The organism is Streptomyces sp. NBRC 110035, assembly GCF_000829695.1.
GTDB lineage: Bacteria > Actinomycetota > Actinomycetes > Streptomycetales > Streptomycetaceae > Streptomyces.
In genome coordinates this window covers 85,158-108,241 of sequence record NZ_BBNN01000020.1, presented here as the reverse complement: position 1 = coordinate 108,241, position 23,084 = coordinate 85,158, and the positions used below count along the sequence as shown (strand labels likewise).

Annotated in this window: 21 protein-coding genes and 1 pseudogene; 10 read left to right on the top strand and 12 right to left on the bottom strand. The window is 73.4% G+C overall.

Annotated elements, in window-relative coordinates; translation table 11 throughout:
- Window positions 1-149 precede the first annotated feature (149 nt).
- The 4 genes from TU30_RS10020 to TU30_RS10005 form a co-directional block, all read right to left on the bottom strand.
- Window positions 150-1,136, bottom strand: a complete 987-nt coding sequence (locus TU30_RS10020) for a class I SAM-dependent methyltransferase (RefSeq protein ID WP_063837631.1) — start codon at window positions 1,134-1,136, stop codon at window positions 150-152.
- 151 nt (window positions 1,137-1,287) lie between these two features.
- Window positions 1,288-2,052 carry a hypothetical protein gene (locus TU30_RS10015; protein WP_158719307.1) on the bottom strand — a complete coding sequence of 255 codons (765 nt, stop codon included), beginning with the start codon at window positions 2,050-2,052 and terminating at the stop codon, window positions 1,288-1,290.
- Entirely contained in the window at window positions 2,042-2,557 is a 516-nt protein-coding gene (locus tag TU30_RS10010; RefSeq protein ID WP_042167404.1) for a SigE family RNA polymerase sigma factor, read from the bottom strand. Before TU30_RS10010 ends, TU30_RS10015 begins: the two co-directional genes overlap by 11 nt.
- Before the next feature lie 327 nt (window positions 2,558-2,884).
- A complete protein-coding gene (locus TU30_RS10005) occupies window positions 2,885-3,691 on the bottom strand; it encodes an NERD domain-containing protein (RefSeq protein ID WP_042167401.1) in 807 nt (268 codons plus the stop codon).
- 101 nt (window positions 3,692-3,792) lie between these two features.
- On the opposite strand from TU30_RS10005, the gene TU30_RS10000 reads away from it, so the two are divergent.
- The 5 genes from TU30_RS10000 to TU30_RS09980 all read left to right on the top strand — a co-directional run bounded on the left by TU30_RS10000 (window position 3,793) and on the right by TU30_RS09980 (window position 8,491).
- Window positions 3,793-4,299 (top strand): dual specificity protein phosphatase family protein, encoded by a 507-nt coding sequence (locus tag TU30_RS10000; RefSeq protein ID WP_042167751.1) that lies wholly within the window; start codon window positions 3,793-3,795, stop codon window positions 4,297-4,299.
- Between the two features lie 171 nt (window positions 4,300-4,470).
- Window positions 4,471-5,013: an SH3 domain-containing protein gene (locus TU30_RS09995; RefSeq protein WP_234307826.1), complete on the top strand. Its 543-nt coding sequence runs from the start codon at window positions 4,471-4,473 to the stop codon at window positions 5,011-5,013.
- Window positions 5,014-5,056: 43 nt separating this feature from the next.
- Window positions 5,057-6,445, top strand: a complete 1,389-nt coding sequence (locus tag TU30_RS09990) for an FtsW/RodA/SpoVE family cell cycle protein (protein ID WP_042167398.1) — start codon at window positions 5,057-5,059, stop codon at window positions 6,443-6,445.
- The gene (locus TU30_RS09985) at window positions 6,442-7,899 is read left to right on the top strand and encodes a penicillin-binding transpeptidase domain-containing protein (RefSeq protein ID WP_042167397.1); all 1,458 of its coding nucleotides are present in this window, start codon (window positions 6,442-6,444) and stop codon (window positions 7,897-7,899) included. The genes TU30_RS09990 and TU30_RS09985 overlap by 4 nt, the downstream gene beginning before the upstream one ends.
- Window positions 7,900-7,981: 82 nt before the next feature.
- Complete coding sequence (locus TU30_RS09980; RefSeq protein WP_042167395.1) at window positions 7,982-8,491, top strand: DUF3291 domain-containing protein; 510 nt, start codon at window positions 7,982-7,984, stop codon at window positions 8,489-8,491.
- A 23-nt stretch (window positions 8,492-8,514) separates the two neighbouring features.
- On the opposite strand, the pseudogene TU30_RS35955 reads toward TU30_RS09980, so the two are convergent.
- Window positions 8,515-8,646: pseudogene (locus TU30_RS35955) on the bottom strand (Uma2 family endonuclease); the annotation flags it as partial.
- Between the two features lie 224 nt (window positions 8,647-8,870).
- Between TU30_RS35955 and TU30_RS09975 the strand changes: the two are divergent.
- From TU30_RS09975 to TU30_RS09960, 4 genes are all read left to right on the top strand, one after another.
- On the top strand, window positions 8,871-9,815 hold the full coding sequence (locus TU30_RS09975) for a diiron oxygenase (protein ID WP_042167394.1): 945 nt from the start codon (window positions 8,871-8,873) through the stop codon (window positions 9,813-9,815).
- Window positions 9,816-10,025: 210 nt separating this feature from the next.
- Window positions 10,026-10,679, top strand: a complete 654-nt coding sequence (locus TU30_RS09970; RefSeq protein ID WP_042167392.1) for a TetR/AcrR family transcriptional regulator — start codon at window positions 10,026-10,028, stop codon at window positions 10,677-10,679.
- Between the two features lie 139 nt (window positions 10,680-10,818).
- A complete protein-coding gene (locus TU30_RS09965) occupies window positions 10,819-11,148 on the top strand; it encodes a hypothetical protein (protein WP_042167748.1) in 330 nt (109 codons plus the stop codon).
- A 102-nt stretch (window positions 11,149-11,250) separates the two neighbouring features.
- The gene (locus TU30_RS09960; RefSeq protein WP_078878209.1) at window positions 11,251-12,573 is read left to right on the top strand and encodes a C40 family peptidase; all 1,323 of its coding nucleotides are present in this window, start codon (window positions 11,251-11,253) and stop codon (window positions 12,571-12,573) included.
- On the opposite strand, the gene TU30_RS09955 is transcribed toward TU30_RS09960, so the two are convergent.
- The 5 genes from TU30_RS09955 to TU30_RS09935 are packed head-to-tail and all read right to left on the bottom strand — an operon-like array spanning window position 12,537 to window position 18,538.
- Complete coding sequence (locus tag TU30_RS09955; protein WP_042167389.1) at window positions 12,537-13,799, bottom strand: styrene monooxygenase/indole monooxygenase family protein; 1,263 nt, start codon at window positions 13,797-13,799, stop codon at window positions 12,537-12,539. The two genes, TU30_RS09960 and TU30_RS09955, sit on opposite strands and share 37 nt — an antisense overlap.
- A gap of 54 nt (window positions 13,800-13,853) precedes the next feature.
- Window positions 13,854-14,492, bottom strand: a complete 639-nt coding sequence (locus TU30_RS09950) for an ATP/GTP-binding protein (RefSeq protein WP_042167386.1) — start codon at window positions 14,490-14,492, stop codon at window positions 13,854-13,856.
- Complete coding sequence (locus tag TU30_RS09945) at window positions 14,473-14,895, bottom strand: DUF742 domain-containing protein (RefSeq protein WP_042167384.1); 423 nt, start codon at window positions 14,893-14,895, stop codon at window positions 14,473-14,475. The genes TU30_RS09950 and TU30_RS09945 overlap by 20 nt, the downstream gene beginning before the upstream one ends.
- Window positions 14,892-15,446 carry a roadblock/LC7 domain-containing protein gene (locus tag TU30_RS09940; RefSeq protein ID WP_042167381.1) on the bottom strand — a complete coding sequence of 185 codons (555 nt, stop codon included), beginning with the start codon at window positions 15,444-15,446 and terminating at the stop codon, window positions 14,892-14,894. Before TU30_RS09940 ends, TU30_RS09945 begins: the two co-directional genes overlap by 4 nt.
- A complete protein-coding gene (locus TU30_RS09935; protein ID WP_234307825.1) occupies window positions 15,443-18,538 on the bottom strand; it encodes a nitrate- and nitrite sensing domain-containing protein in 3,096 nt (1,031 codons plus the stop codon). Before TU30_RS09935 ends, TU30_RS09940 begins: the two co-directional genes overlap by 4 nt.
- Window positions 18,539-18,969: 431 nt before the next feature.
- Here TU30_RS09935 and TU30_RS09930 point away from each other — a divergent pair, with 431 nt between their 5' ends.
- Window positions 18,970-19,755, top strand: coding sequence for a protein phosphatase 2C domain-containing protein (locus TU30_RS09930; protein ID WP_042167378.1), 786 nt, complete (start codon window positions 18,970-18,972; stop codon window positions 19,753-19,755).
- 35 nt (window positions 19,756-19,790) lie between these two features.
- On the opposite strand, the gene TU30_RS09925 is transcribed toward TU30_RS09930, so the two are convergent.
- Window positions 19,791-20,285 (bottom strand): MarR family transcriptional regulator, encoded by a 495-nt coding sequence (locus TU30_RS09925; RefSeq protein WP_042167377.1) that lies wholly within the window; start codon window positions 20,283-20,285, stop codon window positions 19,791-19,793.
- Between the two features lie 210 nt (window positions 20,286-20,495).
- Window positions 20,496-22,910 carry an endopeptidase La gene (gene lon / locus TU30_RS09920; protein ID WP_042167374.1) on the bottom strand — a complete coding sequence of 805 codons (2,415 nt, stop codon included), beginning with the start codon at window positions 22,908-22,910 and terminating at the stop codon, window positions 20,496-20,498.
- Between the last annotated feature and the right edge of the window lie 174 nt (window positions 22,911-23,084).

The following is a 23,084-nucleotide window of genomic DNA, read 5'->3' as shown; positions in this document are numbered from 1 at the left end:
CCGGTCCCGCCCCTGCCCCCGTCTTCGCCTCCGCCCCTGTCCCTGCCCCCGTCTTCGCCTCCACCTCCACTCCCGCCTCCACCCCTGCCCCGCATCGGCCTCCATCTCTGCCCCTGCCTCCGTCTTCACCTCCACCTCTGCCCCTGCCCTCATCTCTGCCACCCCCTTGCCTTGTTCCTGCCCTGGTCAGCCCGGCCGGCGGGCGGCGGACCCGGGGGCCCTGGAATTCGCCCCGCGGCCCCCGGCGCCGTCGTGTCCCCCGGCGTGCCGGGCCAGGTGGCGGTCATCAGCCAGTGCCGCGCCATGAGCCGTACGCCCCCGGCCGTGCCGCCCGTCTCGTCCGCGTCCTTCACCTCGTACGCGCGAAAGGCGTCCGCGGCGGCCCGCCGGGCCCGGTCGACGGCCTCGGGTGCCGCGTCGCGCAGCCAGTGGCGCATCGGCCCCCACCCGAAGAGGAAGTCGGCGGCGTCCTGGGCGTCCTCGCCCCACCTCTGCGGCAGTTCGACCGGCTCGGCGGTGACGGCGTCGAAGCCGGCGTCGCGCAGCACGCGTGTGGTGCGCGCGGAGTCCGCGAAGGAGGCGGGGCCGGTCTCCGTCTCCTGGGACAGGTCGGGCAGGGGCACCTGCCCGGCGACGGCCGCGAAGACCACCGACTGGTCCATCCGGCCGAAGGACTGCGGACAGACGAAGGCGAGCCGTCCGCCCGGCCGCAGGGAGCGTCCGATGTTCGCGAAGGCGGCGACCGGATCGGCGAAGAACATGACCCCGAAGCGGCTGAGGGCCGCGTCGAAGACGGCGTCCCCGAAGGCGTGCACCTGGGCGTCGGCCCGGAGGAAGGTGACGTTCTCGAGGTGTTCCTCGGCGGCGCTCGCGCGGGCCCGGTCCAGCATGGGCGCCGACAGGTCGACGCCGAGGACGTGCGCCGCGGTGCGGGCGGCCAGCCTGGTGAGACGTCCGTTGCCGCAGCCGACGTCGAGCACGCGGTCCGTGGCCCGGAGGCGCACGGCGTCCAGGAGCGGGGTGTTGGCGGGGTCGTTGAGGGCGTCGTAGCGCGCCTGGTGGTCGGCCCAGTGCCGGCCCTCGTATCCGTTCCACGCCTCGGCCTGGTGGGTGTTCACGATCCTGTTGTCGCCCATGGGTCACATGGTGCCGCACAGGGCCTCCGAGCGGACCGTGCCGCCCGGGTGGCACCACCCTTCACACCACCGAGGGGGCGTGGCCCCGGACAGTGGCCCCGGGCAATGGGCGGGGTCAGGGCAGTGGGTGGAGTCGGCGCCGGGGGCGGGGTCAGGTCCGTGGGCGGGAGGTCGCGGTTCCGGTTTCGAGGTCGGCCCCGGTGGTGGGGGCGGTCGTCGCCACGGACGGGGCCGGGGTGGCCGCGGAGGTGATCTCGATGTGTTCGCCCCGCCGGGCGCGGGTGTAGAACCATCGCGCGTCGTCGGCGCTCAGGCCCAGCCAGCTCGTCCTGGTGTCGAGGGCACCGAGGGATCCGGTGTCGAAGGCGAGGGCGCCCGCGTAGGCCGGGGCCCCGTCGCCGGTACGCAGCTCCACCACGTACGGGACCTTGGCCTCGTAGACGGTCCCGGTCCTCGCGTCGCTCCGCAGCAGCATGACCTCGTGCTTGGCCCGCACGGTCAGTCGGTGGCCGTGCGGCAGCGGAGCGGCGACGAAGTGCGCGTCGACGCGCATGACGCGGCCGCCGACCGTGAGGGTGTGGCGGCCCAGGTCGAGGACGGCCTCCGCGGCGCCGGCCGGCCTGCCGGTCGCCGTCCCGGGTGCCCGGGGGCTGGACGTCGGCGTGCCGATCGCCTGGGTGTCGGGCGAGGTGGCCGGGGTGCGCCGCGAGTCGTGGCCGGGCTCCTCCGCGTGCACGGTGAGTCCGATCGTCGCCAGCACGCCGGCCACCGAGGTCGCCAGGCCCAGGCGGACGGTGGTCAGGCGACGGCGGGAGCGGCGCCGTGCCCGGGTGCGGACCTCGGCGGCCGGCAGGGGCGGCGGGGTCTCATGGGCCTTCGCCAACTCGCGCAACGCAGTGGCGAGTTCATCCGACACGGCCGCCCTCCCTCCAGGCCGGCTCCTCGGCCTCGTCCACCGCCAGCTGTCTGGCCAGCGCCGCCCGCCCCCGGGACAGCCGGGCCTTGACCGTCCCCACGGGGGCGCCGGTCTCGGAGGCTACCTGTTCGACACTGAGGTCGCACAGATGGTGAAGGACGACCGCCATGCGCTGGGTCTCGGGCAGTTCGCGCAACGCGGCGACCAGCGCGGCGCGTTCGGGGCCGGGGCCGGGGGTCGTTTCCGGCAGCGCGGAATGGCGCACCAGCTCCAGCCAGCGGCGCGCGCGACGCCAGCGGCTGACCGCGAGGCGCATGGCGACCGTGCGTACCCATGCCTCGGGTGCCCCGTCGGCCTGGAGCTTGCGGCGCCGGTCCCAGGCCCGTACGAACGCCTCCTGGACCACGTCCTGAGCCTCGCCCAGGTCCCCCGTGAAGGCGAAGAGCTGCCCGGTCAGACGGGGGAACGCGGCCGCGTAGAAAGCATCGAACTCGTCCTCGGTCATGCCCTCCGCCGGTGTCCGTGAGTGTGCCGTGCGACCGGCTGCCTCTGTCATGCACACAGGTCCAACAGATCACGCACATGGAAGCACAGCCCTGAGGGAAGACGCGGAACACGGGCCCTAGGATCCATCAACCGCCGTACGGGTGAATTCCATTTCGCCGTCCCGCAGCCGCCCGCGGTCGTCCGCACTCGTCCGCGGCCGGGTCGGCCCGAGCGTGTGCGCGGGGCAGCCTTCCCGGCCGGGGCCTCCTTCGCGCCCCGCGACGCGCGGGCGGCGCGGACGCCGCTCTCCAGGGCCGCCCTCAGGCCCGGGACCTTGCCGCCCCGCTCAGAGCCGGGCCCACGTACTCCGGTCCCGCGCCATCGCGTGCAGGGCCTCCACGTCGGCCGGTTTCAACACGCCCCCCAGGTCGCCCAGACGCTCCACCTCGCCGTCCGTCAGGACGCGCACCTCGCGCGGCGGGGTCCTCACCGTCACCTGCGACGCTCCGACCAGGACAAGCACCGGGCGGACCTCGGCGGTCAGGGCGTACGAGACCCGGTCCGCGTCGGCGCGGACGCGGCGCAGTACGGGGTGCGGTTCACGGCGGCGGCCGACGGCGACCAGGGGGTCGGCGACCGTCACCCGCTGCCTGCGGGCGTACACGGTGTGTACGGCGTACAGCCCGCCGGGGCCGATCGCCAGGTGGTGGACGCGGTCGCCGCCGGGGAGCGGGATCGAGTGCAGGGTGCGTACGCCCAGGCCGTCCATGCGGTCCAGGGCCTCGCCCACCGCCCGCTCCGCCTCGAGTGCCCGGTGGCGCGGGTCGGCGCGGAGGCGGCGGGCCGGGCCGGGGTCGCGGTCGAGCGCGACCAGGAGGGCCTCGCCGGGGCGGTTCGGGGCGAGGTCGTCGTCGGGGTGGAGGGTGAGCCGTGCCAGCTCGGCGGGGGTGGGGACCGCAGGCGGGCCGACCGAGACCGGGCCGGTCAGGAAGGGGCCGAGCGCTTCGAGCACCTCCGCCTCGCGGTCCTCGCCGAGCAGGTTGACCCTGGCCGCGTCACGGTCGTACCAGGCGATGTTCCCGCCGTCCGGAAGACAGACGTACAGCCGCTCCCGGCCGTGCCGCCAGGCCGGTACGACGCGCAGACCGTTCATGCACCATCACCCCGCCTTCCATGGGAACAGCCGGGGTGCCCCAGGAGCAAGAACCCGGCTACCTTGGAGAGCACGTGGACGGTGATGCCCGGGAGGCGTCGTTGCATACCTACAGGAAGCAACCCGACGTACCGGCACCGGACACTCCGTGGGACGAGGTCGCACCCGGTCTGTGGATGGGCGGCCACCAGTTCAGGGCCCGGACCGGGCAGCTGGAGTTCGCCTCGGTGCGCCAGGAGTTCGATCTCGTGCAGACGCTGCTGCGACTGCCGGGGCACGGGCCGGACCCCGGGGTCGAGCACCATGTGTGGCCGATCCCGGACGGGCCGCTCGACGGAACCCAGCTGCTGGGCGTCATCCGGCTCGCCGAGGCGGCGTGCGAGGCGCTGGACGACGGGCGCAAGGTCCTCGTGCGCTGCTATCACGGGTACAACCGCTCGGGACTTGTCGTCGCGCACGCGCTGATGCGCCGGGGCAGCTCCGCCGAGGAGGCGATCCGGCTGGTCCGGGCCCGCCGCTCGGGCTGGGCCCTGCACAACGACCTGTTCGTCGACTACCTGCGGGCCGGGCTGACGACGGCCCGCCTGCTGGAGGAACTGGCCGAGTAGGCGGACGGCCGTCCCCGATGGCGCACCAAGGCGGGCAGGGGCGGAAGGCTGCTCCTAATGTGGCGATTGGTCACCTTCGACTGATTCGACCCTCTATGGAGGTACTTCATGTCACGCCACTCCCCGCACGCGCCGCGCTCGTCACACTCCCCCCTCCTTCGCCGTCTGCCCATGACGCTGGCCGCCGGCACCCTGGCGCTCGCGGCCGCCGTCGCTCCCGCCGTCGCGAGCGACACGCCGGACGGCGGCGGCCAGTCGGACTGGAGCCAGCAGGGCGGCAACGGCGACGGCGGAGGCAACGGCGGCGGCTCGTCCAACCAGCAGGGCGGCAACGGCGACTGGGACCAGCAGACCGGCGGCAACGGCGGCGGAGGCGACGGCGGCAACGATCACGGCAACAACGGTGGCGGAGGCGGCAACGGGGGCGGCGGAGGCGGCGGCGGCAACGGCCACCAGGCCGGCGGCAACCACGGCAACCGGGTCGAGTACAAGGGTGTCGTCACCAGCGATTCGCTCGCTCTGCGCACCTCGCCGGACCGCGGTTCAAAGGTCATCCGGTACGCCCACAAGGGCGATGTCGTCTCGATCCACTGCAAGGTCGGCGGGGACGACGTGCAGGGCAACCCGCTCTGGTACCTGCTCACCGACGGCACCTGGGCCTGGGGCGCCGCCCGTCACATCGACAACATCGGGCCCGCGCCACGCTGGTGCTGACGGACGCAGCACCCAGGAGGGGACATGTGGGTAAGTTCCGGACATGAGCAAGGCCGGAATCTCCCTGGCGACGGCTGGTCCGCCCACGCCCACCGTCCCCCTCCCCCGGCGCCGTGGCGTCGAACTCGCCCTCATCGTCCTGGCCGTTCTGCTGTCGGTGTACGGCTACTGCGCCGTCGGCCACGCCAGGAACGGCTCCGTCCCGCCCGGCGCCGCCGGTTACGGCGCCGGGCTCGGCGTGCTCGCGCTGGTCGCCCATCTGGCGGTGCGCTTCCGGGCGCCCTGGGCCGACCCGCTCCTGCTCCCCATCGCCGTCCTGCTCAACGGGCTCGGCCTGGTGCTGATCTACCGGCTCGACCTGGAGACGCCGGGTGACGAGGCCGCCCCGACCCAGTTGGTGTGGTCGACGCTGGGCGTGTCACTGTTCATCGCGGTCGTCCTGCTGCTGCGCGACCACCGGGTGCTCCGGCGCTTCACCCGCGTGTACGCCGCCTCCGCTCTCGTCCTGCTCACGGTGCCGATCTTCTTCCCCCCGGTGAACGGGGCCCGGATCTGGATCCGCGTCGCCGGGTTCTCCATCCAGCCGGGCGAGTTCGCGAAGGTGCTGCTCGCGGTGTTCTTCGCCGCGTACCTGGCGGAGAACCGGGGCGCGCTCGCCTATGCCGGCCGCCGGTTCTGGGGGGTGCGACTGCCCACCGGCCGGGTGCTCGGGCCGATCGTCGCCGTGTGGCTGGTGAGCGTGGGCGTGCTGGTCCTGGAACGGGATCTCGGCACGTCGCTGCTGTTCTTCGGCCTGTTCGTCGTCGTGCTGTACGTCGCCACCGGCCGCACCGGCTGGCTCGCCGTCGGGCTGCTGCTGGCGTCCCTGGGCGCGGTGGCCGTGGGCCGGCTGGAACCCCATGTGCACAGCAGGATCGAGACCTGGCTGCGGCCGTTCGGGTCGATCGAGGCGGGCGAGGGCCCGAACCAGCTGGCGCAGTCCCTGTTCGCCTTCGCCGAGGGCGGGCTGCTCGGCACCGGTCTGGGGCTCGGGCACTCCGTCCTCATCGGCTTCGCGGTCAAGTCCGACTTCATCCTGGCCACGGCCGGTGAGGAACTGGGCCTGGCCGGGCTCTCCGCGATCTTCCTGCTGTACGGGCTGCTGGTGGAGCGCGGCTACCGGGCGGGGCTCGCGCTGCGTGACCCGTTCGGCCGGCTGCTCGCCGTGGGGCTGGCCGCGATCGTGGCGCTCCAGGTGTTCGTGATCGCGGGCGGGGTGACCGGGCTGATCCCGCTGACCGGGATGGCGATGCCGTTCCTGGCACAGGGAGGTTCGTCGGTGGTCACCAACTGGGCGATCGTGGCGCTGCTGGTCCGGCTGAGCGACTCGGCGCGCCGTCGGGGGAACGGTCGTCCCCGGCGGGACGGGACGAACGAAGGCGTGGCGTCATGACGCGGTACATCCGGCGTGCCGCCGTCTTCTGCGCGCTGCTGCTGTTCGCCCTGCTGGTGAACGCCACCCGCGTCCAGGTGCTGCATGCCGACGCCTACGACGACAACCCCGCCAACCGCCGTGACGCCATCGCCCGTTACCACCAGCCGCGCGGCGACATCCTGGTCGACGGCCGCCCGGTCACCGGCTCGCGGGACACCGGCGAGCATCTGCGCTACGAACGGACCTACACCGACGGCCCGTTGTACGCGCCGGTGACCGGCTTCGCCTCACAGGAGTACGGGACGACCCTGCTGGAGCACACGGAGGACGCGCTGCTGGCGGGCACCGACCCGCTGCTCCAGCCGCTGCCGCTGTGGAACGACTTCACCCGTTCCCGCAACGCGGGCGGCGACGTCGTCACGACGATCCACCCGGCCGCCCAGCGGGCCGCGTACGAGGGACTGCGCTCGCGCAAGGGCGCGGTGGCGGCGGTGGAACCGTCGACCGGGCGGATCCTGGCGCTGGTGTCCGTCCCGTCGTACGATCCGGAACCGCTGTCCGGGAACGGGGCGGCGGCGCGGCGAACCTGGGCCCGGCTGAACGCCGATCCGGACAGGCCGATGCTGAACCGGGCCGTGCGGCAGACGTATCCGCCGGGTTCGACGTTCAAGGTGGTCACCGCGGCGGCGGCGCTGGACGCGGGTGTGGTCACCGACCTCGACGAACCGACGGACTCCCCCGACCCGTACACCCTGCCGGGGACGACGACACGGCTGACGAACGGGTCCCGCGGCTGTGCGGACGCCTCGGTGCGGGAGGCGTTCACCTGGTCCTGCAACACCGTGTTCGCCAAGCTGGGGGTGGCCACGGGCCTGGCGGACCTGTCGGCCACGGCGGAGGGCTTCGGCTTCAACGAGGAGGGGCTGCGGGTGCCGTTCCCGGTGGTGCGCAGCACCTTCGACACCACGATGGACCGGGCGCAGGTCGCGCTGTCGTCGATCGGCCAGTACAACACGCGGGCCACTCCCCTGCAGATGGCGATGGTCGCGGCGGCCGTCGCCGACAACGGGACCGTGCGGGAGCCGTACCTGGTGGAGCGGACGACCCGGGCGGGCGGCGGCACCGTGTCGACGGCCGGCCCGGGGCCGGCCCGGCGGGCCATGCGCCCGTCGACGGCGCTGCGGATGCGGGAGCTGATGCGCGGGGTGGTGGAGGAGGGCACGGGCACGAACGCAGCGATCCCCGGTGCCGTGGTCGGCGGCAAGACCGGCACGGCCCAGCACGGGATCGGCAACTCCGGTACGCCGTACGCCTGGTTCGTGTCCTGGGCGCAGGCCGACGGGGACCCGGCGGCGAAGGTCGCGGTGGCCGTCGTGGTGGAGGACGCGTCGGCCAGCCGCCGGGAGATCAGCGGCGGCGGCACGGCGGCACCGGTCGCGCGGGCGGTGATGGAGGCGGTGCTGGGGCCGTAGGCGTCGCCGGCGGATCGCCTGGCGGATCGCCTGCTGGGACGAGGGCTGCCGAATCCCGCCCTCCGCGCCTACGGTTCGGCCCATGACGGAAGCCACCCCCGCGTACGAACTCGCCCAGGTCAACATCGCCCGGCTCAAGGCACCTCTGGATTCCCCGCAGTTGAAGGACTTCGTCGACAACCTCGACCCGGTGAACGCGGACGCCGAGGCCGCCGAGGGCTTCATCTGGCGACTGCGGAGCGAGGAGGGGAACGCCACCGACGTGGCCGTCTTCGACGACGCGTGGCTGATCCTGAACATGACGGTGTGGCGGGACACCGACACCCTGACGGCGTACATGTACCGGGGGCGGCACCGGGAGATGCTGGCGCGGCGCAGGGAGTTCTTCGAGCGGGTGCAGGAGGCGATGACGACCCTGTGGTGGGTCCCGGAGGGCCACCGGCCCACGGTCGCGGAGGCGGAGGCGCGGCTGCTGCACCTGCGTGCCCACGGCCCGACGCCCTACGCGTTCACGCTCCGGACGTCGTTCCCGCCCGGCGCGTCGACGCCGGTGGCCGGCGAGGTACCGGACGGGCTGGGCTGCTCGGTCTAGCGCCTGTCCCGGCGACGGCGACGGCTCCCGTCGATCAGCTCCGTGTGCGGAGGCAGGTTGGGAAGCCTGTCGAGGTCGTCCGCCGTCCAGCCGTCCTGCGGCGGACGCGGCCACTGGTAGTCGTCGTCCAACTCGGACTCGCGTACGGCGCTCATGGTTGCTCCCATGCACTGGAGTCTGACCGGCACAGTCAGCCTACCCAGGGTGAACGCCGACTCGCCGCTCCATGAGGCGATCCGGGGCGTGCGCCGTTGACGCTCGCCCCAGGTAGATCATCTGTCAATAAGGCTCACACGAGGGATTGACGGGCTTACTGACAGGCGGTCTCATAAGTTGAGTGACCGCCGGTAACCCCAAACGCCCGCGAGGTGGAACCACCATGACGCCCCAGCCCCTGACGGATGCCGACGCGATCGACGGGCTGCGCGACGCGCTCGGCCTGCTCAAGGACCGGGAGCAGGTGGCGCAGCGACTGCTCGACGCCTCCGCCAAGCACTCCTTCGACCCGGACAGGGAGCTGGACTGGGACGCGCCCTTCGAGGAGGGCCTGTGGTTCTGGCCGCCGGAACTGGTCTCGCTGTACGGCACCCCGCTGTGGAAGCGGATGAGCGAGGAACAGCGCATCCGGCTGTCGCAGCACGAGGCGGCGGCGCTCGCCTCGCTCGGCATCTGGTTCGAGCTGATCCTGATGCAGCTGCTGGTGCGGCACGTCTACGACAAGGACGCCACCGGCGCACACGTGCGGTACGCGCTCACCGAGATCGAGGACGAGTGCCGGCACTCCATGATGTTCGCGCGGCTGATCACCCGCGGCGGGACACCGTGGTACCCGGTGAGCCCGGTGCACCAGCACCTGGGACGGCTGTTCAAGACCATCTCCACCACGCCCGGCTCCTTCACCGCGACCCTGCTCGGCGAGGAGGTCCTGGACTGGATGCAGCGGCTGACCTTCCCCGACGAGCGGGTCCAGCCGCTGATCCGGGGCGTCACACGCATCCACGTCGTCGAGGAGGCCCGGCATGTGCGCTACGCCCGTGAGGAACTGCGGCGCCAGATGGTGACCGCGCCGAAGTGGTCGCAGGAGTTCACCCGGGTCACCTCCGGCGAGTTCGCCCGCGTCTTCTCGGTGGCGTTCGTCAACCCGGAGGTCTACACGAACGTCGGACTGGACAAGCGCGAGGCCGTCGCCCAGGTCAGGGCGAGCGGGCACCGCCGGGACATCATGCAGCAGGGATCGAAGCGGCTCACCGACTTCCTGGACGACATCGGGGTGCTGCGCGGGGTCGGGCGGCGGCTGTGGAAGACGTCCGGACTACTGGCCTGAACACCACCACCCCGACACCCCCACCACCCCGACAAGCAGCCCACCGCCACCCGGCGGAGCCGCACACCGACACCACCCGGACGACATCGGAGTGCCGCACGAGACCGGGCAACGGCTGTGGAAGACGTCCGGACCGCAGGCACAGCGCGGGCAGGGCCGGCCGGTACATACCCGAGCAGCCGCCGGGGGCGGGCGGTTACGCTGCGGAGCATGACTCCGCAGGCTCCCACCCCCGCCTACCGGCGCCTCGGCGTCGAGGAGCGGCGCAGTCAACTGCTCGACGCCGCCCTGTCCCTGTTCGCGCACCGCGCACCCGACGAGGTGTCGCTGGACGACGTGGCGGAGGCGGCCGGGGTGTCGCGGCCCCTGGTGTACCGGTACTTCCCGGGCGGCAAGCAGCAGCTGTACGAGGCTGCGCTGCGGTCCGCCGCCGACGAGCTGCGGGACTGCTTCGACGAGCCCCGCGAGGGCCCGCTGCTGTCCCGGCTGTCCCGGGCGCTCGACCGGTATCTCGCCTTCGTCGACGGGCACGGCACCGGGTTCAGCGCGCTGCTGCAAGGGGGGAGCGTGGTGGAGACCTCCCGTACGAGCGCCATCGTCGACGGGGTGCGCCGGGCCGCCGCCGAGCACATCCTCAGCCATCTCGGGGCCGCCGAGCCGGGACCGCGGCTGCGGATGACCACCCGGATGTGGATCACCGCGGTGGAGGCGGCCTCGCTGATCTGGCTCGACGAGGACAGGCCGCTGCCCGTCGCCGAGCTGCGGGACTGGCTCGTGGAGCAGTTCCTGGCCGCCCTGGAGGTGACCGCGCGGCGTGACGCGGAGACCGGGGCCCTCGTCCGGACACTGCTCACGGACGGCTGACCTGCCGGACGGGCGGCGGCCGACCTGCCGGACGGGCGGCCGGTGAGCGGCCGGACGGGCGGCCGGTGAGCGGCCGGTGTGGCGGCCGGTGAGCGGCCGGTGTGGGGGCCGGTGTGGGGGCATGGCCGACACTGGTGCCGTGAAGAGACAGGACACCCCCTTCGAGGGCGGGCCCATGGACGGGCGCGTCCTGCCCGTGCTGCTGGGCATCACCGGGCACCCGCCCAAGACGTACCGCATCCCCGTCCCGGCCCCGGACGGCGGCCCGCCCACGGTGCTGGTCTACCGGCGCGTGCCCCGGGGGCAGAGCAGCCGGCTCGGGCTGACGCAGGGGTGGAAGTACCTGTACGACCCGGACGGGGCGGCGACGCCCGACCGCCCGAGGTGGCCGTGGTCCGGGCCCACCCGCGGCCCGGCCGCCGATCCAGGCGCCACGCCGCGCGGCAAGCCGGACGACGCCGACGGGTGACGCCGTTGCGCCGAACCGCGCACACCCGGCGAGCGGGCCCGGCCGGGCGGCCGGATGCTCGCGGTGCGGAGCGGAGGAGCCGCCCGCGTCGGAGGTGATGACGTGTCAGGAATGCTTCTGCGTCTGGTGTGTACGGCGGCGGTCGCGGCCGGAACCGTTCTCGCGCCGGCATCCGCGACGGCCGCCGCGGACCCGCCGGTCAGCACCGCGACCAAGGCTCCGGAGGCCGACGTGCCCACCGGGGGAGCGCAGCCCGGCAACCGGTCCGTCGCGGGACTGCTGACGGATCTTCAGCGGCTGTACCGCGAGGTCGGGAAGGCCACCGAGGCCTACAACGCCACCGAGGAGCGGCTGGCGAAGCAGCGCGCCGAGACACGGCGTCTGGACCGCGCTCTCACCGCCGCCCGGCTCTCCCTGCACGACAGCCGGGGCGCGGCCGGGCGGCTGGCCCGGCAGCAGTACCAGAGCAGCACCGGCATCTCCCCGTACGTACGGCTGCTGCTGGCCCGCGACCCGCAGCACGCGCTCGACCAGGGGCACGTGATCGGGCGGCTGGCGCGCAACCGGGCGGCCACGGTGGGCCGGCTGACCGGCAGCGAGCAGCGGGCCGACGCGCTCGCCCGGCAGGCCCGCAAGGCGCTCGACGACCAGCTCGCCCTCACCGAGCGGCGCGGGAAGCAACGCGCCGCGGTGCGCGAGCGGCTCGGCGAGGTCGAGGAGCTGCTCGCCTCGCTCACCCCCGGCCGGCTGGCCGCCCTCGCGGAGCTGGAGCGGACCGAAGCGGCCGGGAGACAGGCGGAGTTCATGGCGTCCGGTGCCCTCGGTGCGCCGGGTGCTCCCGGCGCACCGGCCGGTCCCGGTACCGGGCGCACGCCCTCCGCTGCGGGCGACCGGGCCCTGCGGTACGCGGTGGAGCAGATCGGGAAGCCGTACGAGTGGGGCGCCGAGGGCCCGGAGGCCTTCGACTGCTCGGGGCTGACCTCCGAGGCGTGGGGTGCGGCCGGGACACCGGTGCCCCGGACCAGCCAGGGGCAGTGGGCGCGGCTGGACCGGGTCCCGCTGGACGAGCTGCGGCCGGGTGACCTCGTCGTGTACTTCCCCGAGGCCACGCATGTCGCCCTCTACCTCGGCGACGGCATGGTGGTGCAGGCGCCCCGGCCCGGCGCGCGGGTGAAGGTCTCCCCGATCGCGGCCAACCCGGTCCTGGGCGCCGTACGCCCCGACCCGGACGGGCAGCCCCTGCGGCGCCATGTGCCGCCCGAACTCCCCGCGGGGGCGACGGAGGGACCCGACGAGGGATACGCGCCGGACCAGGGCCAGGAACGGGCCGGGGACCATGACCGGGTCGGGGACCTCGACCGGGGCCGGGACCAGGGCCAGGACCTGCTCTACGCCTCCACGGCCCCCGAGACCTCCGCCAGGTAGGCGCCGGCCTTCTGGGGGTCGTAGAAGAAGTCCTCGAAGTCGGCCGGGTTGTCGAAAGCGTTGGCGAACCGGTCGGCGACGGGCTGGAGGCCGCCGGCGGCACCGAGGATGTCGAGGACGTGTCCGGGCGGCGGGGCCAGCATGGCGTTGGTCCACTTGGTGACGTGCTGGGCGGTGCCCCAGTAACGGTCGAAGGCTCCCCGCATCCACGCCTCGTCGAACGGCGCCTCGCCGTGCTCGACGATGGAGGCGAGATAGGAGGCCGCGCACTTGGAGGCGGAGTTGGAGCCCTGGCCGGTGATCGGGTCGTTGGCCACGACCACGTCGGCGACGCCGAGGACCTTGCCGCCGCCGGGCAGGGTGCCGACGGGGTTGCGGACGGTCGGGGCGTAGCGGCCGGCGAGGGTGCCGCCGGCGTCGGTCAGTTCGACCTTGGTGGCCCGCGCGTACTCCCAGGGGAGGAACGACTCCATGAGTTCCAGGGTCAGGGAGAGGTGCTCCGCCGGGTCCTTGACGTCCTTGAAGACGTCCAGCGGGCCGCCGGGTACGCCCTCCCAGAACAGGATGTCGGCGCGGCCCGAGGTGGTCAGCGTCGGCATGACGAACATCTCGCCGACCCCGGGGACGAGGTTGCAGCGGACGGCCTCCGTGTCCGGATGCTCCGGACGCGGGGCGAGCCCGTGGACGTAGGCCACCGCGAGGGCGCGCTGCGGCTCGGTGTACGGGGAGCGCGAGGCGTCCCGGGCGAACATCTGCACGAGCTCGCCCTTGCCGGCGGAGACGAGCACGAGGTCGTACGCACGGGAGAAGTAGTCCAGGTCGCCGACGGCCGCGCCGTGGATGACCAGCTGGCCGCCGCGCTGGGCGAACGTCTCCATCCAGCCCGCCATCTTCACCCGCTGGTCGACCGACTGCGCGAACCCGTCGAGTCTGCCCAGCCAGTCGATCGCGCGCTGCGTCGGACCCGGGTCGTGCGAGCCGGGGGCCGCGACCGAGACACCGAGCCCCTGGATCCTCGGGGCCTGGGACTCCCAGAAGTTCAGCTGGAGATCACGCTCGTGCTGCAGGGCCGTGTGGAACATGCACTGCGTCGACATCACCCGTCCGGTGCGGATCTCGTCCGCGGTCCGGTTGGACATCAGGGTGACCTCGTACCCGTGCGACTGAAGGCCGAGGGCGAGCTGGAGACCGGACTGGCCGGCTCCGACGACGAGTATCTTCCGCATGCGGGGTCTCCTAGCTGGACGAGGGCTTCGGACAGCCGAGCAGGGGCTTCCGGGTTACTCCGGGGTTTCCTCGAGCGCGTGACCCACCAGGGACAGGAGGGTCTCGATGACCGAGATCCGGCGCCGCGCGTCCATGATCATGACAGGTATGTGGGCGGGGATGGTGAGCGCCTCCCGCACATCGTCCGGCTCGAACAGCTCGGTCTCGTCGAAGTGGTTGACCGCGACGACGTACGGCAGTCCGCAGCTCTCGAAGTAGTCGAGCGCCGGGAAGCAGTCCTTCAGCCGGCGGGTGTCGGCCATGACGACCGCGCCGATCGCGCCGCGCACCAGGTCGTCCCACATGAACCAGAAACGCTGCTGACCGGGGGTGCCGAAGACGTAGAGCACCAGATCGTCGTCGAGCGTGATCCGGCCGAAGTCCAGGGCCACGGTGGTGGTGAGCTTCTCCGGCGTGGCACTGAGGTCGTCGGTCCCGGCGCTCGCCTCGGTCATCAGCGCCTCGGTCTCCAGAGGCCTGATCTCCGAGACGGTGGTGACCAGCGTGGTCTTGCCGACGCCGAAACCGCCGGCCACCACTATCTTCGTGGCGACCGGTGCGCGGGTACGGTCCGTCTGCCAGGGCAGCAACGGCTCGTCGCCCTCGACGAGCGAGGTGACGCCTCGAGCGGCGTCAGAGACGGCGGAGTCCACTCAGCACCCTTTCCAGCAGCGCGCGGTCCGGGCGGCCCGTGCCGTGGCCGGTCCCCGTTCCATAGACACGGATCTTTCCCTGGTCCGCGAGGTCGCTCAGGAGCACGCGGACCACACCGAGCGGCATCTTCAGCAGCGCGGAGATCTCGGCCACCGTTCGCATACGGCGGCACAGTTCGACGATGGCCCGCAGTTCCGGCATCACCGTCGACTTCAGCGAGCCCTGCGGCAGTTCCTTGCGCTCCCCGGCGGCCTCCAGCTCGGCGGTGCTCGCCACGAACGTCTCGACGAGGAGCACATACCCGAAGCGGGTACGGCCGCCGGTGAGCGAGTAGGGGCGGACCCTGGCGGGTTTGCGGTCACCGCCGCGGACCGGGAGGGTCTTCTTGGACTCACCGCTCAACGGGGACTCCCGGTGGACTCGTTCTCCAGGGCCTTGTTCTCCATGGACTGGCGCAGCTCGCTGCGGAGTTCGGGGGTCAGCACATGGCCGGCCCGGCCCACGAACAGGGCCATGTGGTACGCCACCACGCTCATGTCGCAGTCCGCGGAGCCGTGCACACCGAGCAGCGAACCGTCGCTGATCGACATCACGAACAGGCTGCCCTCGTCCATCGCCACCATGGTGTGCCGGACCGGGCCGGAGTCCATCAGCTTGGCGGCGCCGACGGTGAGGCTGCCGATGCCGGAGACGACGGTGGCCAGATCGGCGGCGGAGCCGCGCGGGCCGGTGCGTTTCCCGGCCCGTACCCCGGACGCCCCGGCGGTGCGGGCGCCCTCGGGCGAGTCCGTCCGGGCCATCGCGAGATCGGGATCCGAGGAGAGCAGCAGCAGGCCGTCCGAGGAGACCACGGCGACCGAGAGGATGCCGGGGACCTCCTCGACGAGATTGGTCAGCAGCCAGTGCAGGTTGCGGGCTTCACTGCTCGGTCCGAAGGTACTCGGCGCGGTCAACTCGTTGCCTCCTCGACAGTGCCCCCCGTGGCTTCCTCGGACGGTGCGGTGGACGCGGTGGACGGCGGCCGGTGCGGTCCCGCCTCCTCGGCGATCTCCGCCTCGACGTCCCTGCGTCCGGCTTCCGCCCCCCGGCGGAAGCCGCCCAGGCGGCGGCGCAGGGCGTCGGCGTCCACCGAGCCGGTGGGCCGGCGGGGCGCCCCGACGGGTGCGGAGATCTTCGGCGTGCGCTTGGGCAGGCCCTTGTCCGTGACCGGTTCCGGCTCCTCCGGCCCCTGCTCCGGCTCCGGCTCCTGTTGCACCGCTCGCTCCGCCGCCGGGCCGTCGGTCGCACGCGTGCGCTCGGCGACGGGGGCGGGGGCGGAGTCACTCACGGGCGCCGGCGCGGGCCCGGTGGCCGGCGCGGGGGCGTCCGCGGCCTGCGGGTCGGCCGTGAGGTCGACGGCCGCAGGGGCGTCGTCGACCGGGTGGCCGGGGTGGGCGGCCGGGGCGTCGGCGCCGGACGTCCCGGCGGGCCCGGCAGCCGGCCGTGCGGGCCGGTCGTCGGCCGGCTGCGCGGGCGCCGGGATCAGCAGCTCCATGGTGGTCTCGGCGGGCCGCTCGTGCGTCGCGTCCGCGGACTCGACGCCACCACTCACCCCAGACCCGTCGGCCACCCCGGCCCCCGGCTCCGGGACACCGTCCCGCACGGACTCCCCGGCCTGCCCCACGGCAGACACGCCCGCGGACCCACCGGCACCGTCGACGCCACCGCTCGCCTCAGGTCCGTCGGCTGCCCCGGCCCCCGGCTCGGCAGCGGACTTCCCGGCGGGCCCGGCAGCGGCGGGTTCCTCCGCCGCGGGCTCATCCTGCCGCCGTACCGCCTGTTCCGCCAGGGCGACCAACGGGTCGTCGCCCTCCGTACGGCCGTGCAGGACGTTGGAGTTGGCCTCCGCAGCGGCGCCGGGCAGGGTGACACGGGATGAACCGTCGGCGACGGGTCCGGAGGCCGGTACGGCGCCCGGAGTGGCGGCGGCCAGCAGGGCCGTGGGCAGGATCACGACCGCGGCGACGCCGCCCTGCTTCTGCTCCCGCAGCTGCACCCGTACCCCGTGCCGCTGGGCGAGCCGGGCGACGACGTACAGACCGAGCCCGAGGCCGTCCTCGCCCTCGTGCTCGTAGGGCGCCTTGGGGTCGAAGTCGGACAGGCGTGCGTTGAGCCGCTCCATCCGCTCCCCGGTCATGCCGATGCCCTCGTCCTGCACGGAGAGCATGACCTCGCCGCTCTCGAGGAGCCAGCCGGAGACCTCGACCGGCAGGTCGGGCGGGCAGAACGAGGTGGCGTTCTCCAGGAGTTCGGCGAGCAGATGGCTGAGGTCGTCCGCGGCGAACCCGGCGATGTGCGCGTGCGGCGGCAGTGCGGCGATGCGGACCCGCTCGTAGCGCTCGATCTCGCTGACCGCGGCCCGTACGACGTCGACGAGCGGCACCGGACCGGCCGCGTGCTGGACGTGCTCGGTACCGGCGAGGACGAGGAGGTTCTCGCTGTGCCGGCGCATCACCGTGGCGAAGTGGTCGAGCTTGAACAGGGTGGCCAGGCGTTCCGGGTCGTCCTCGCGCTCCTCCAGGCCCTCGATGACACCGAGTTGCCGTTCGACCAGGCCGAGGGTGCGCAGTGCCAGGCTGACGAAGGTGCCGCCGATGGTGCTGCGCAGCTGCTCCAGGTGGGCGGCGGACTCGGTGACCTGGGTGCGCAGCTCCTCGCGGGCGTCGGCCATCCGCTGCCGCTGCGCGACGAGGTGCTTGCGGTCGGCCTCCAGCGTGGTGATCCGCCCGGTGAGCTGCGCTGCGTGCGCGTGCAGGGCGTTGACGGAGCGGACGACCTGGGCGAACTCGTCGTTGCGCCCGGTGAACGCGACCGGCTCCTCGCTGCTGGGGTCCTCGGCGCCGGCGAGCCGGGCGGAACCGCGGCGCAGCACGGACAGCGGACGGGTGAGGGTACGGGCCATGGCGGTGGCGACGCCGACCGTGAGCAGCATGAGGGCGCCGAGGAGGGCGACGCGGATCTCCAGCGCGGTGACGTCGTCGTCACGCAGCTGGGCGAGGTCCTTGGCGCGCTGGTCGAAGAGGGCGGACTCGACTCCGCGCATCGCCTCGACGCGGGCGGTGAGCGCGGCCGCCAGCTTCTTGGTGTCGGTGGAGAGCTCCCCGTCGGTGAGGGTCGGCTCGTCGGTGAGGTCCTCGAGGTACTTCTCGGCGGCGTCGACCTCGGGGCCGGTGACCGTGGAGTCGTACGAGGCGCGGGGGGCCTTGGGGGCCGTCTCGCGGAAGTCGGCGAGCGCGGCGTCGGAGCGCAGGCGGGCCTGGAGGGCGGCGGCGGTCAGCGCGTCGCGCCGCTCGGCGTCGGCGTCCGAGGTGGAGGTGGACGTGGCGGGCAGACCGGTGAGGGGGTCGACCACGGTCTGGGTACTGCTCGGCACGTTGAGCGCGGCGAGCAGCAGTCCCCGGGTGGCGGCGGCCTGCTGGACGGCGGTGTCCAGCTCGGCGAGCGCGTGGGAGCCGGATCCGGCCCGGGGCGGGGTCTGCTCCGCGAGCTGCTCGGCGAGCCGGTGCAGCTGGGTGATGGCGGTGGAGTACGCCTGGTGCGCCTCGAGCGGGCTGCTCTTGCCGGTGAGCGCGGCCCTGCGCAGGGCCGCGATGGCGTCGAGGTCCTCCCGGAGCGCCTCGGGGGTGCCGGTGTCGGCGCGCAGTTCCTCGACCTGCCGGTCGACGCGGGTGCTGTGCTGCTCGGTGGGCGCCTTGCCCTCGTCGCGGCCGGCCGCGACGTAGGACGTGACGTCGTCCCGCTCGTCGGCGAGCGAGTGCGCGAGGGCGAGGGCGTCCTGGGTCAGCTCGGCGTGGGTCACCAGGTTCTGGGAGTCGCTCAGCTGCCCGGAGGCGGTGAGCAGGGACGGTGTCCCGGCGGCGGCGATCGCCGCGGCCACGACCGCGACGGCCGCGATGAGCCGGTTGCGTACGTGGGTGGGGCGGCCCCTGCCTACGGTGGGCTGCTGCTCAGCGTCCTCCGTGGGGGGTGTCTGCTTGCCTGTGCGACGAGGCCGCGTCTTCTGCACCGGTGCTCGCATTCCTGACTCGTGTACCCGTGGGTCGGGGTGACGTTCCGTCAACAGGCGCCTGCGCCCTGCCCGTGCCGAGCGTGTACGCCCTTGGCGGACGGCCGGTCGCGCTCGGGCAGCGAGACGCCCCCGTCGCTCCCCGACCCTCCCAGTGCCCACGGGCACCGCACGCGCATCACCTGACCCGCCACTCGAAGGAGTGAACCCCGGAGTCGAGTTGAGGAGCAAGTCACGCGATCTCGCGCAGCAGCCCTCCACGGCAGGTCGGTTGGACGTCTGCGGCGGCCGGTGGCAGGATTCGCCGCCACGCGTCGGCGGAGCACTGCAATCCCGCCCAAACGCGGCGCCTGACCTGCACGGCCGCCGGTATCCGGGCAACGGTGACGGCCTCCTGGGACCCTTGTGGAGGCGTCGTGCAGACTGGCCGGATGCGTACGGAACTTGTCTCGGAGCCGGGTGACGCGGACCGCCCCAACGAGGACTTCGCGAGCGTCGGGCTTCCGGCCTCCGGGCAGGGCGGTTCACTGGTCGTACTGGACGGTGTCACGCCGCCGCGCGACGGCACGGGCTGCCGGCACGCGGTCCCCTGGTTCACCGCGCGGCTCGGCGGGGCGCTGGCCGAACTGACCGTTTCCCTCCCGGATGTCCCCCTGGCGGACCTGCTGTCCCGGGCCATTTCCCGTACCGCCGTGGCACACGCCGAAACCTGTGACCTTTCTCACCCGCGAACGCCGCAGGCGACGGTGGTGCTGGCGCGCTGGTCACCGGAGTCGGTCGACTACCTGGTCCTCTCGGACTCCGCCCTGCTGGTCGAGTCGCCCGACGGCACGGTCACCGCGCTGCTGGACGACCGGCTGGCCCGGCTGCCCCGCTCGGCGCTGGCCACGGACGCGCTGGTGGACTCCACCGTGCGGAACAGGGAGGGCGGCTTCTTCACCGCGGCGGCCGATCCGTCGGTCGCGGTGCGCGCGGTCACCGGAACGCTGCCGCGCGCCGAGGTGCGCGCCCTGGCCGCGCTGACGGACGGGGCGACCCGCTGGGTCGAGAAATTCGGCGAGGGCGACTGGTCCGGTTGTCTCGCCCTCGTCCGCAAGGAGGGGGCGCAGGCGCTGGTGGACCGTGTCCGGGCACGGGAACGGGCGGACACGGAACGGGTGGTGCTCGGCCGGAGCAAGACGCACGACGACGCGACGGTCGTGTACGTGGAGTTCTGAGCCCCGCGGGTTCCGGGGACCGGCGGGAGCCCCCGCTACTTCTCCATGCCCCGGTTCAGCTGGTGCAGCAGCCGGGCGAGTTCCGTGACCTCCCCCGGGTCCCAGTCGGCGAGGCCGCGGGCGTAGCGCTCCCTGCGGGCCTTGCGGACCCTGCTCATCCGGCTCCGGCCCTCCGGGGTGAGGGCGACCAGCCAGGCACGGCCGTCGGCGGGGTCCGGTTCGCGGGTGACGAGCCCGAGTTCCTCCAGGGCGTGCAGCTGGCGCGACATGGTCGCCTTGCCGACGCCGATGAAGGCGGCAAGTTCGGTGGCCCGCTGCTTGCCGCACTCGTCCAGACGCACGAGCAGCCCGTACGCGGACGGCTCCAGGTCCGGGTGGACCGCGCGGGACATCTCACCCTGACTGGCCCTGGCGCGGCGCAGCAGCACGGTCAACTCCCTTTCCAGGGCGAGGTATCCGGGCTGTTTCACACCGCTGTCGGGCGCCTGGGGCGAGGTGTCCCCGCCGTCGCCGTTTCCGCCTTCGTGCACGTCGGTCCCTGCCTCGCTCTTCCCGGTCGTCCGTGTTTCCGCCAGATGGCGACGCCGCTGGGGCTCCGCCAGTATTTCGCAGACGTGGGGCACGGCAGCACACCGCGACCGGCCCGGCGGCCGGCGGCCACGGCCTCACCGTTCGCGCTGCCGCACGGCGGCGGCCCGGCCCCTCGCGGGATCCGGGCCGCCGCGCCTGCGGTGACGCCGTCACACCGCCACCGGAACCTCCGGTACCGCGCCGTTCGTGGCAGGCGAGAGTGCCAGTTCCAGGACCTGGCGGACGTCGGTCACGGCGTGGACGTCGAGCCCGTCCAGCACCTCGGCGGGGACGTCGTCCAGGTCGGGCTCGTTGCGCTTGGGGATGATCACGGTGGTGATCCCCGCCCGGTGCGCCGCGAGCAGCTTCTGCTTCACCCCGCCGATCGGCAGCACCCGCCCGGTCAGCGAGACCTCTCCGGTCATGGCCACGTCCGTGCGGACCAGGCGCCCGGACAGCAGCGAGGCCAGGGCGGTGGTCATCGTGACGCCGGCGCTGGGGCCGTCCTTGGGCACCGCGCCCGCCGGGAAGTGGATGTGCGCGCCCCGCTCCTTCAGGTCGCCGACCGGAAGCTCCAGTTCGGCGCCGTGGGAGCGCAGGAAGCTCAACGCGATCTGCGCCGACTCCTTCATCACGTCGCCCAGCTGCCCGGTCAGGGTCAGTCCGGCGGCACCCGTCTCCGGGTCGGCCAGGGACGCCTCCACGTAGAGGACGTCACCGCCTGCGCCGGTCACCGCGAGCCCGGTGGCGACACCGGGGACGGCGGTGCGGCGCTCGGCCGGGTCCTGGGCGGACTCCGGTACGTGGCGCGGCCGTCCGAGCAGTGCGCGCAGGTCCCCGTCCGCGACGGTGAACGGCAGCTCCCGCTCCCCCAGTTCGTGCTGGGCCGCGACCTTGCGCAGCAGCCGCGCGATGGACCGCTCCAGGGTGCGCACGCCCGCCTCACGCGTGTACTCGCCGGCCAGCTTGCGCAGCGCGCCGTCGTCGAGGGCGACCTCGTCGGTGGCGAGCCCGGCACGCTCCAGCTGGCGCGGGAGCAGGTGGTCGCGTGCGATGACGACCTTCTCGTCCTCGGTGTAGCCGTCCAGGCGGACGATGTCCATCCGGTCCGCCAGTGCCTCCGGAACGGCCTCCAGGACGTTGGCGGTGGCGAGGAAGACGACGTCCGAGAGGTCCAGCTCGACCTCCAGGTAGTGGTCGCGGAAGGTGTGGTTCTGCGCCGGGTCCAGCACTTCGAGGAGGGCTGCGGCCGGGTCGCCCCGGAAGTCGGAGCCCACCTTGTCGATCTCGTCGAGCAGCACCACCGGGTTCATCGACCCGGCCTCCTTGATCGCCCGTACGATCCGGCCGGGCAGCGCGCCGACGTACGTACGCCGGTGGCCGCGGATCTCGGCCTCGTCGCGGACGCCGCCGAGGGCGACCCGGACGAACCTGCGGCCCATCGCGTGGGCGACGGACTCGCCGAGGCTCGTCTTGCCGACGCCGGGCGGGCCCACGAGGGCGAGCACGGCACCGCCGCGGCGGCCGCCGACGACGCCGAGCCCGCGCTCGGCACGCCGCTTGCGCACCGCCAGGTACTCGGTGATGCGCTCCTTCACGTCCGTCAGCCCGGCGTGCTCGGCGTCGAGCACCGCCCGGGCGCCCTGGATGTCGTACGCGTCCTCGGTGCGCTCGCTCCACGGCATCTCCAGGACCGTGTCGAGCCAGGTGCGGATCCACGAGCCCTCGGGCGACTGGTCGGAGGAGCGCTCCAGCTTGTCGACCTCCTTGAGCGCGGCCTCGCGCACCTTCTCCGGCAGGTCGGCGGCCTCGACGCGGCTGCGGTAGTCGTCGGACTCCTCACCCTCCTGTTCGCCGTTCAGCTCGCGCAGTTCCTTGCGTACGGCTTCCAGCTGGCGGCGCAGCAGGAACTCGCGCTGCTGCTTGTCGACGCCGTCCTGGACGTCCTTGGCGATGGACTCGGCCACGTCCTGCTCGGCGAGGTGGTCGCGCAGCTGCTGGGTGGCGAGCTTCAGCCGGGCCACCGGATCGGTGGCCTCCAGCAGGGCCACCTTCTGCTCGGTGGTCAAGAACGGTGAGTATCCGGAGTTGTCGGCGAGGGCGGAGACGTCGTCGATGGCCTGGACGCGGTCGACGACCTGCCAGGCGCCGCGCTTGCGCAGCCAGGCGGTGGCGAGCGCCTTGTACTCGGTGACCAGTTCGGTCACCTGGCCGGACACCGGCTCCGGTACGGTCTCGTCGGCCCGGGTGCCCTCCACCCACAGCGCGGCGCCCGGCCCGGTCGTCCCGGCACCGATCCGCACCCGGTCCCGGCCCCGGATCAGGGCGCCCGGGTCGCCGTCGGCCAGCCTGCCGACCTGCTCGACCGTGCCCAGGACGCCGGTGGCGGCGTAGGTCCCGTCGATGCGTGGCACCAGCAGGACCCTGGGCTTCCCGGTCTCCGACGTGGCGGCGGCCTGGGCGGCCTCCACCGCGGCGCGCACCTCGGAATCGCTCAGGTCCAGCGGGACCACCATCCCGGGCAGCACGACCTCGTCGTCGAGCGGCAGCACGGGCAGGGCGAGCGGTGTGGACTCAGCAGCCATGATCTCCCCTTCGGCAGTCAAGTTGAGCTATGCCGACTCAATGCTCCTGAGCCCGTGATTGTTCCCGGACCGCGCCCGTCCGCGTTCGCTCTCAGCGATCACCCGCCGCCCGGGAGGGACCGGAGCCGCTCGGCGCCGCCCGGCACCGCGGGGGCCCGCCCCGGGCCGCCGGGA

What these genes read in the sequence shown, in the direction of transcription:
- TU30_RS09975 (WP_042167394.1), top strand. Translation starts at nt 8,871, where the DNA reads ATGACGCCCCAGCCCCTGACGGATGCCGACGCGATCGACGGGCTGCGC.
- TU30_RS10005 (WP_042167401.1), bottom strand. Translation starts at nt 3,691, where the DNA reads ATGAACGGTCTGCGCGTCGTACCGGCCTGGCGGCACGGCCGGGAGCGG.
- lon (WP_042167374.1), bottom strand. Translation starts at nt 22,910, where the DNA reads ATGGCTGCTGAGTCCACACCGCTCGCCCTGCCCGTGCTGCCGCTCGAC.
- TU30_RS09995 (WP_234307826.1), top strand. Translation starts at nt 4,471, where the DNA reads ATGACGCTGGCCGCCGGCACCCTGGCGCTCGCGGCCGCCGTCGCTCCC.
- TU30_RS10010 (WP_042167404.1), bottom strand. Translation starts at nt 2,557, where the DNA reads ATGACCGAGGACGAGTTCGATGCTTTCTACGCGGCCGCGTTCCCCCGT.
- TU30_RS09930 (WP_042167378.1), top strand. Translation starts at nt 18,970, where the DNA reads ATGCGTACGGAACTTGTCTCGGAGCCGGGTGACGCGGACCGCCCCAAC.
- TU30_RS09980 (WP_042167395.1), top strand. Translation starts at nt 7,982, where the DNA reads ATGACGGAAGCCACCCCCGCGTACGAACTCGCCCAGGTCAACATCGCC.
- TU30_RS09990 (WP_042167398.1), top strand. Translation starts at nt 5,057, where the DNA reads ATGAGCAAGGCCGGAATCTCCCTGGCGACGGCTGGTCCGCCCACGCCC.
- TU30_RS09955 (WP_042167389.1), bottom strand. Translation starts at nt 13,799, where the DNA reads ATGCGGAAGATACTCGTCGTCGGAGCCGGCCAGTCCGGTCTCCAGCTC.
- TU30_RS09985 (WP_042167397.1), top strand. Translation starts at nt 6,442, where the DNA reads ATGACGCGGTACATCCGGCGTGCCGCCGTCTTCTGCGCGCTGCTGCTG.
- TU30_RS09970 (WP_042167392.1), top strand. Translation starts at nt 10,026, where the DNA reads ATGACTCCGCAGGCTCCCACCCCCGCCTACCGGCGCCTCGGCGTCGAG.
- TU30_RS10020 (WP_063837631.1), bottom strand. Translation starts at nt 1,136, where the DNA reads ATGGGCGACAACAGGATCGTGAACACCCACCAGGCCGAGGCGTGGAAC.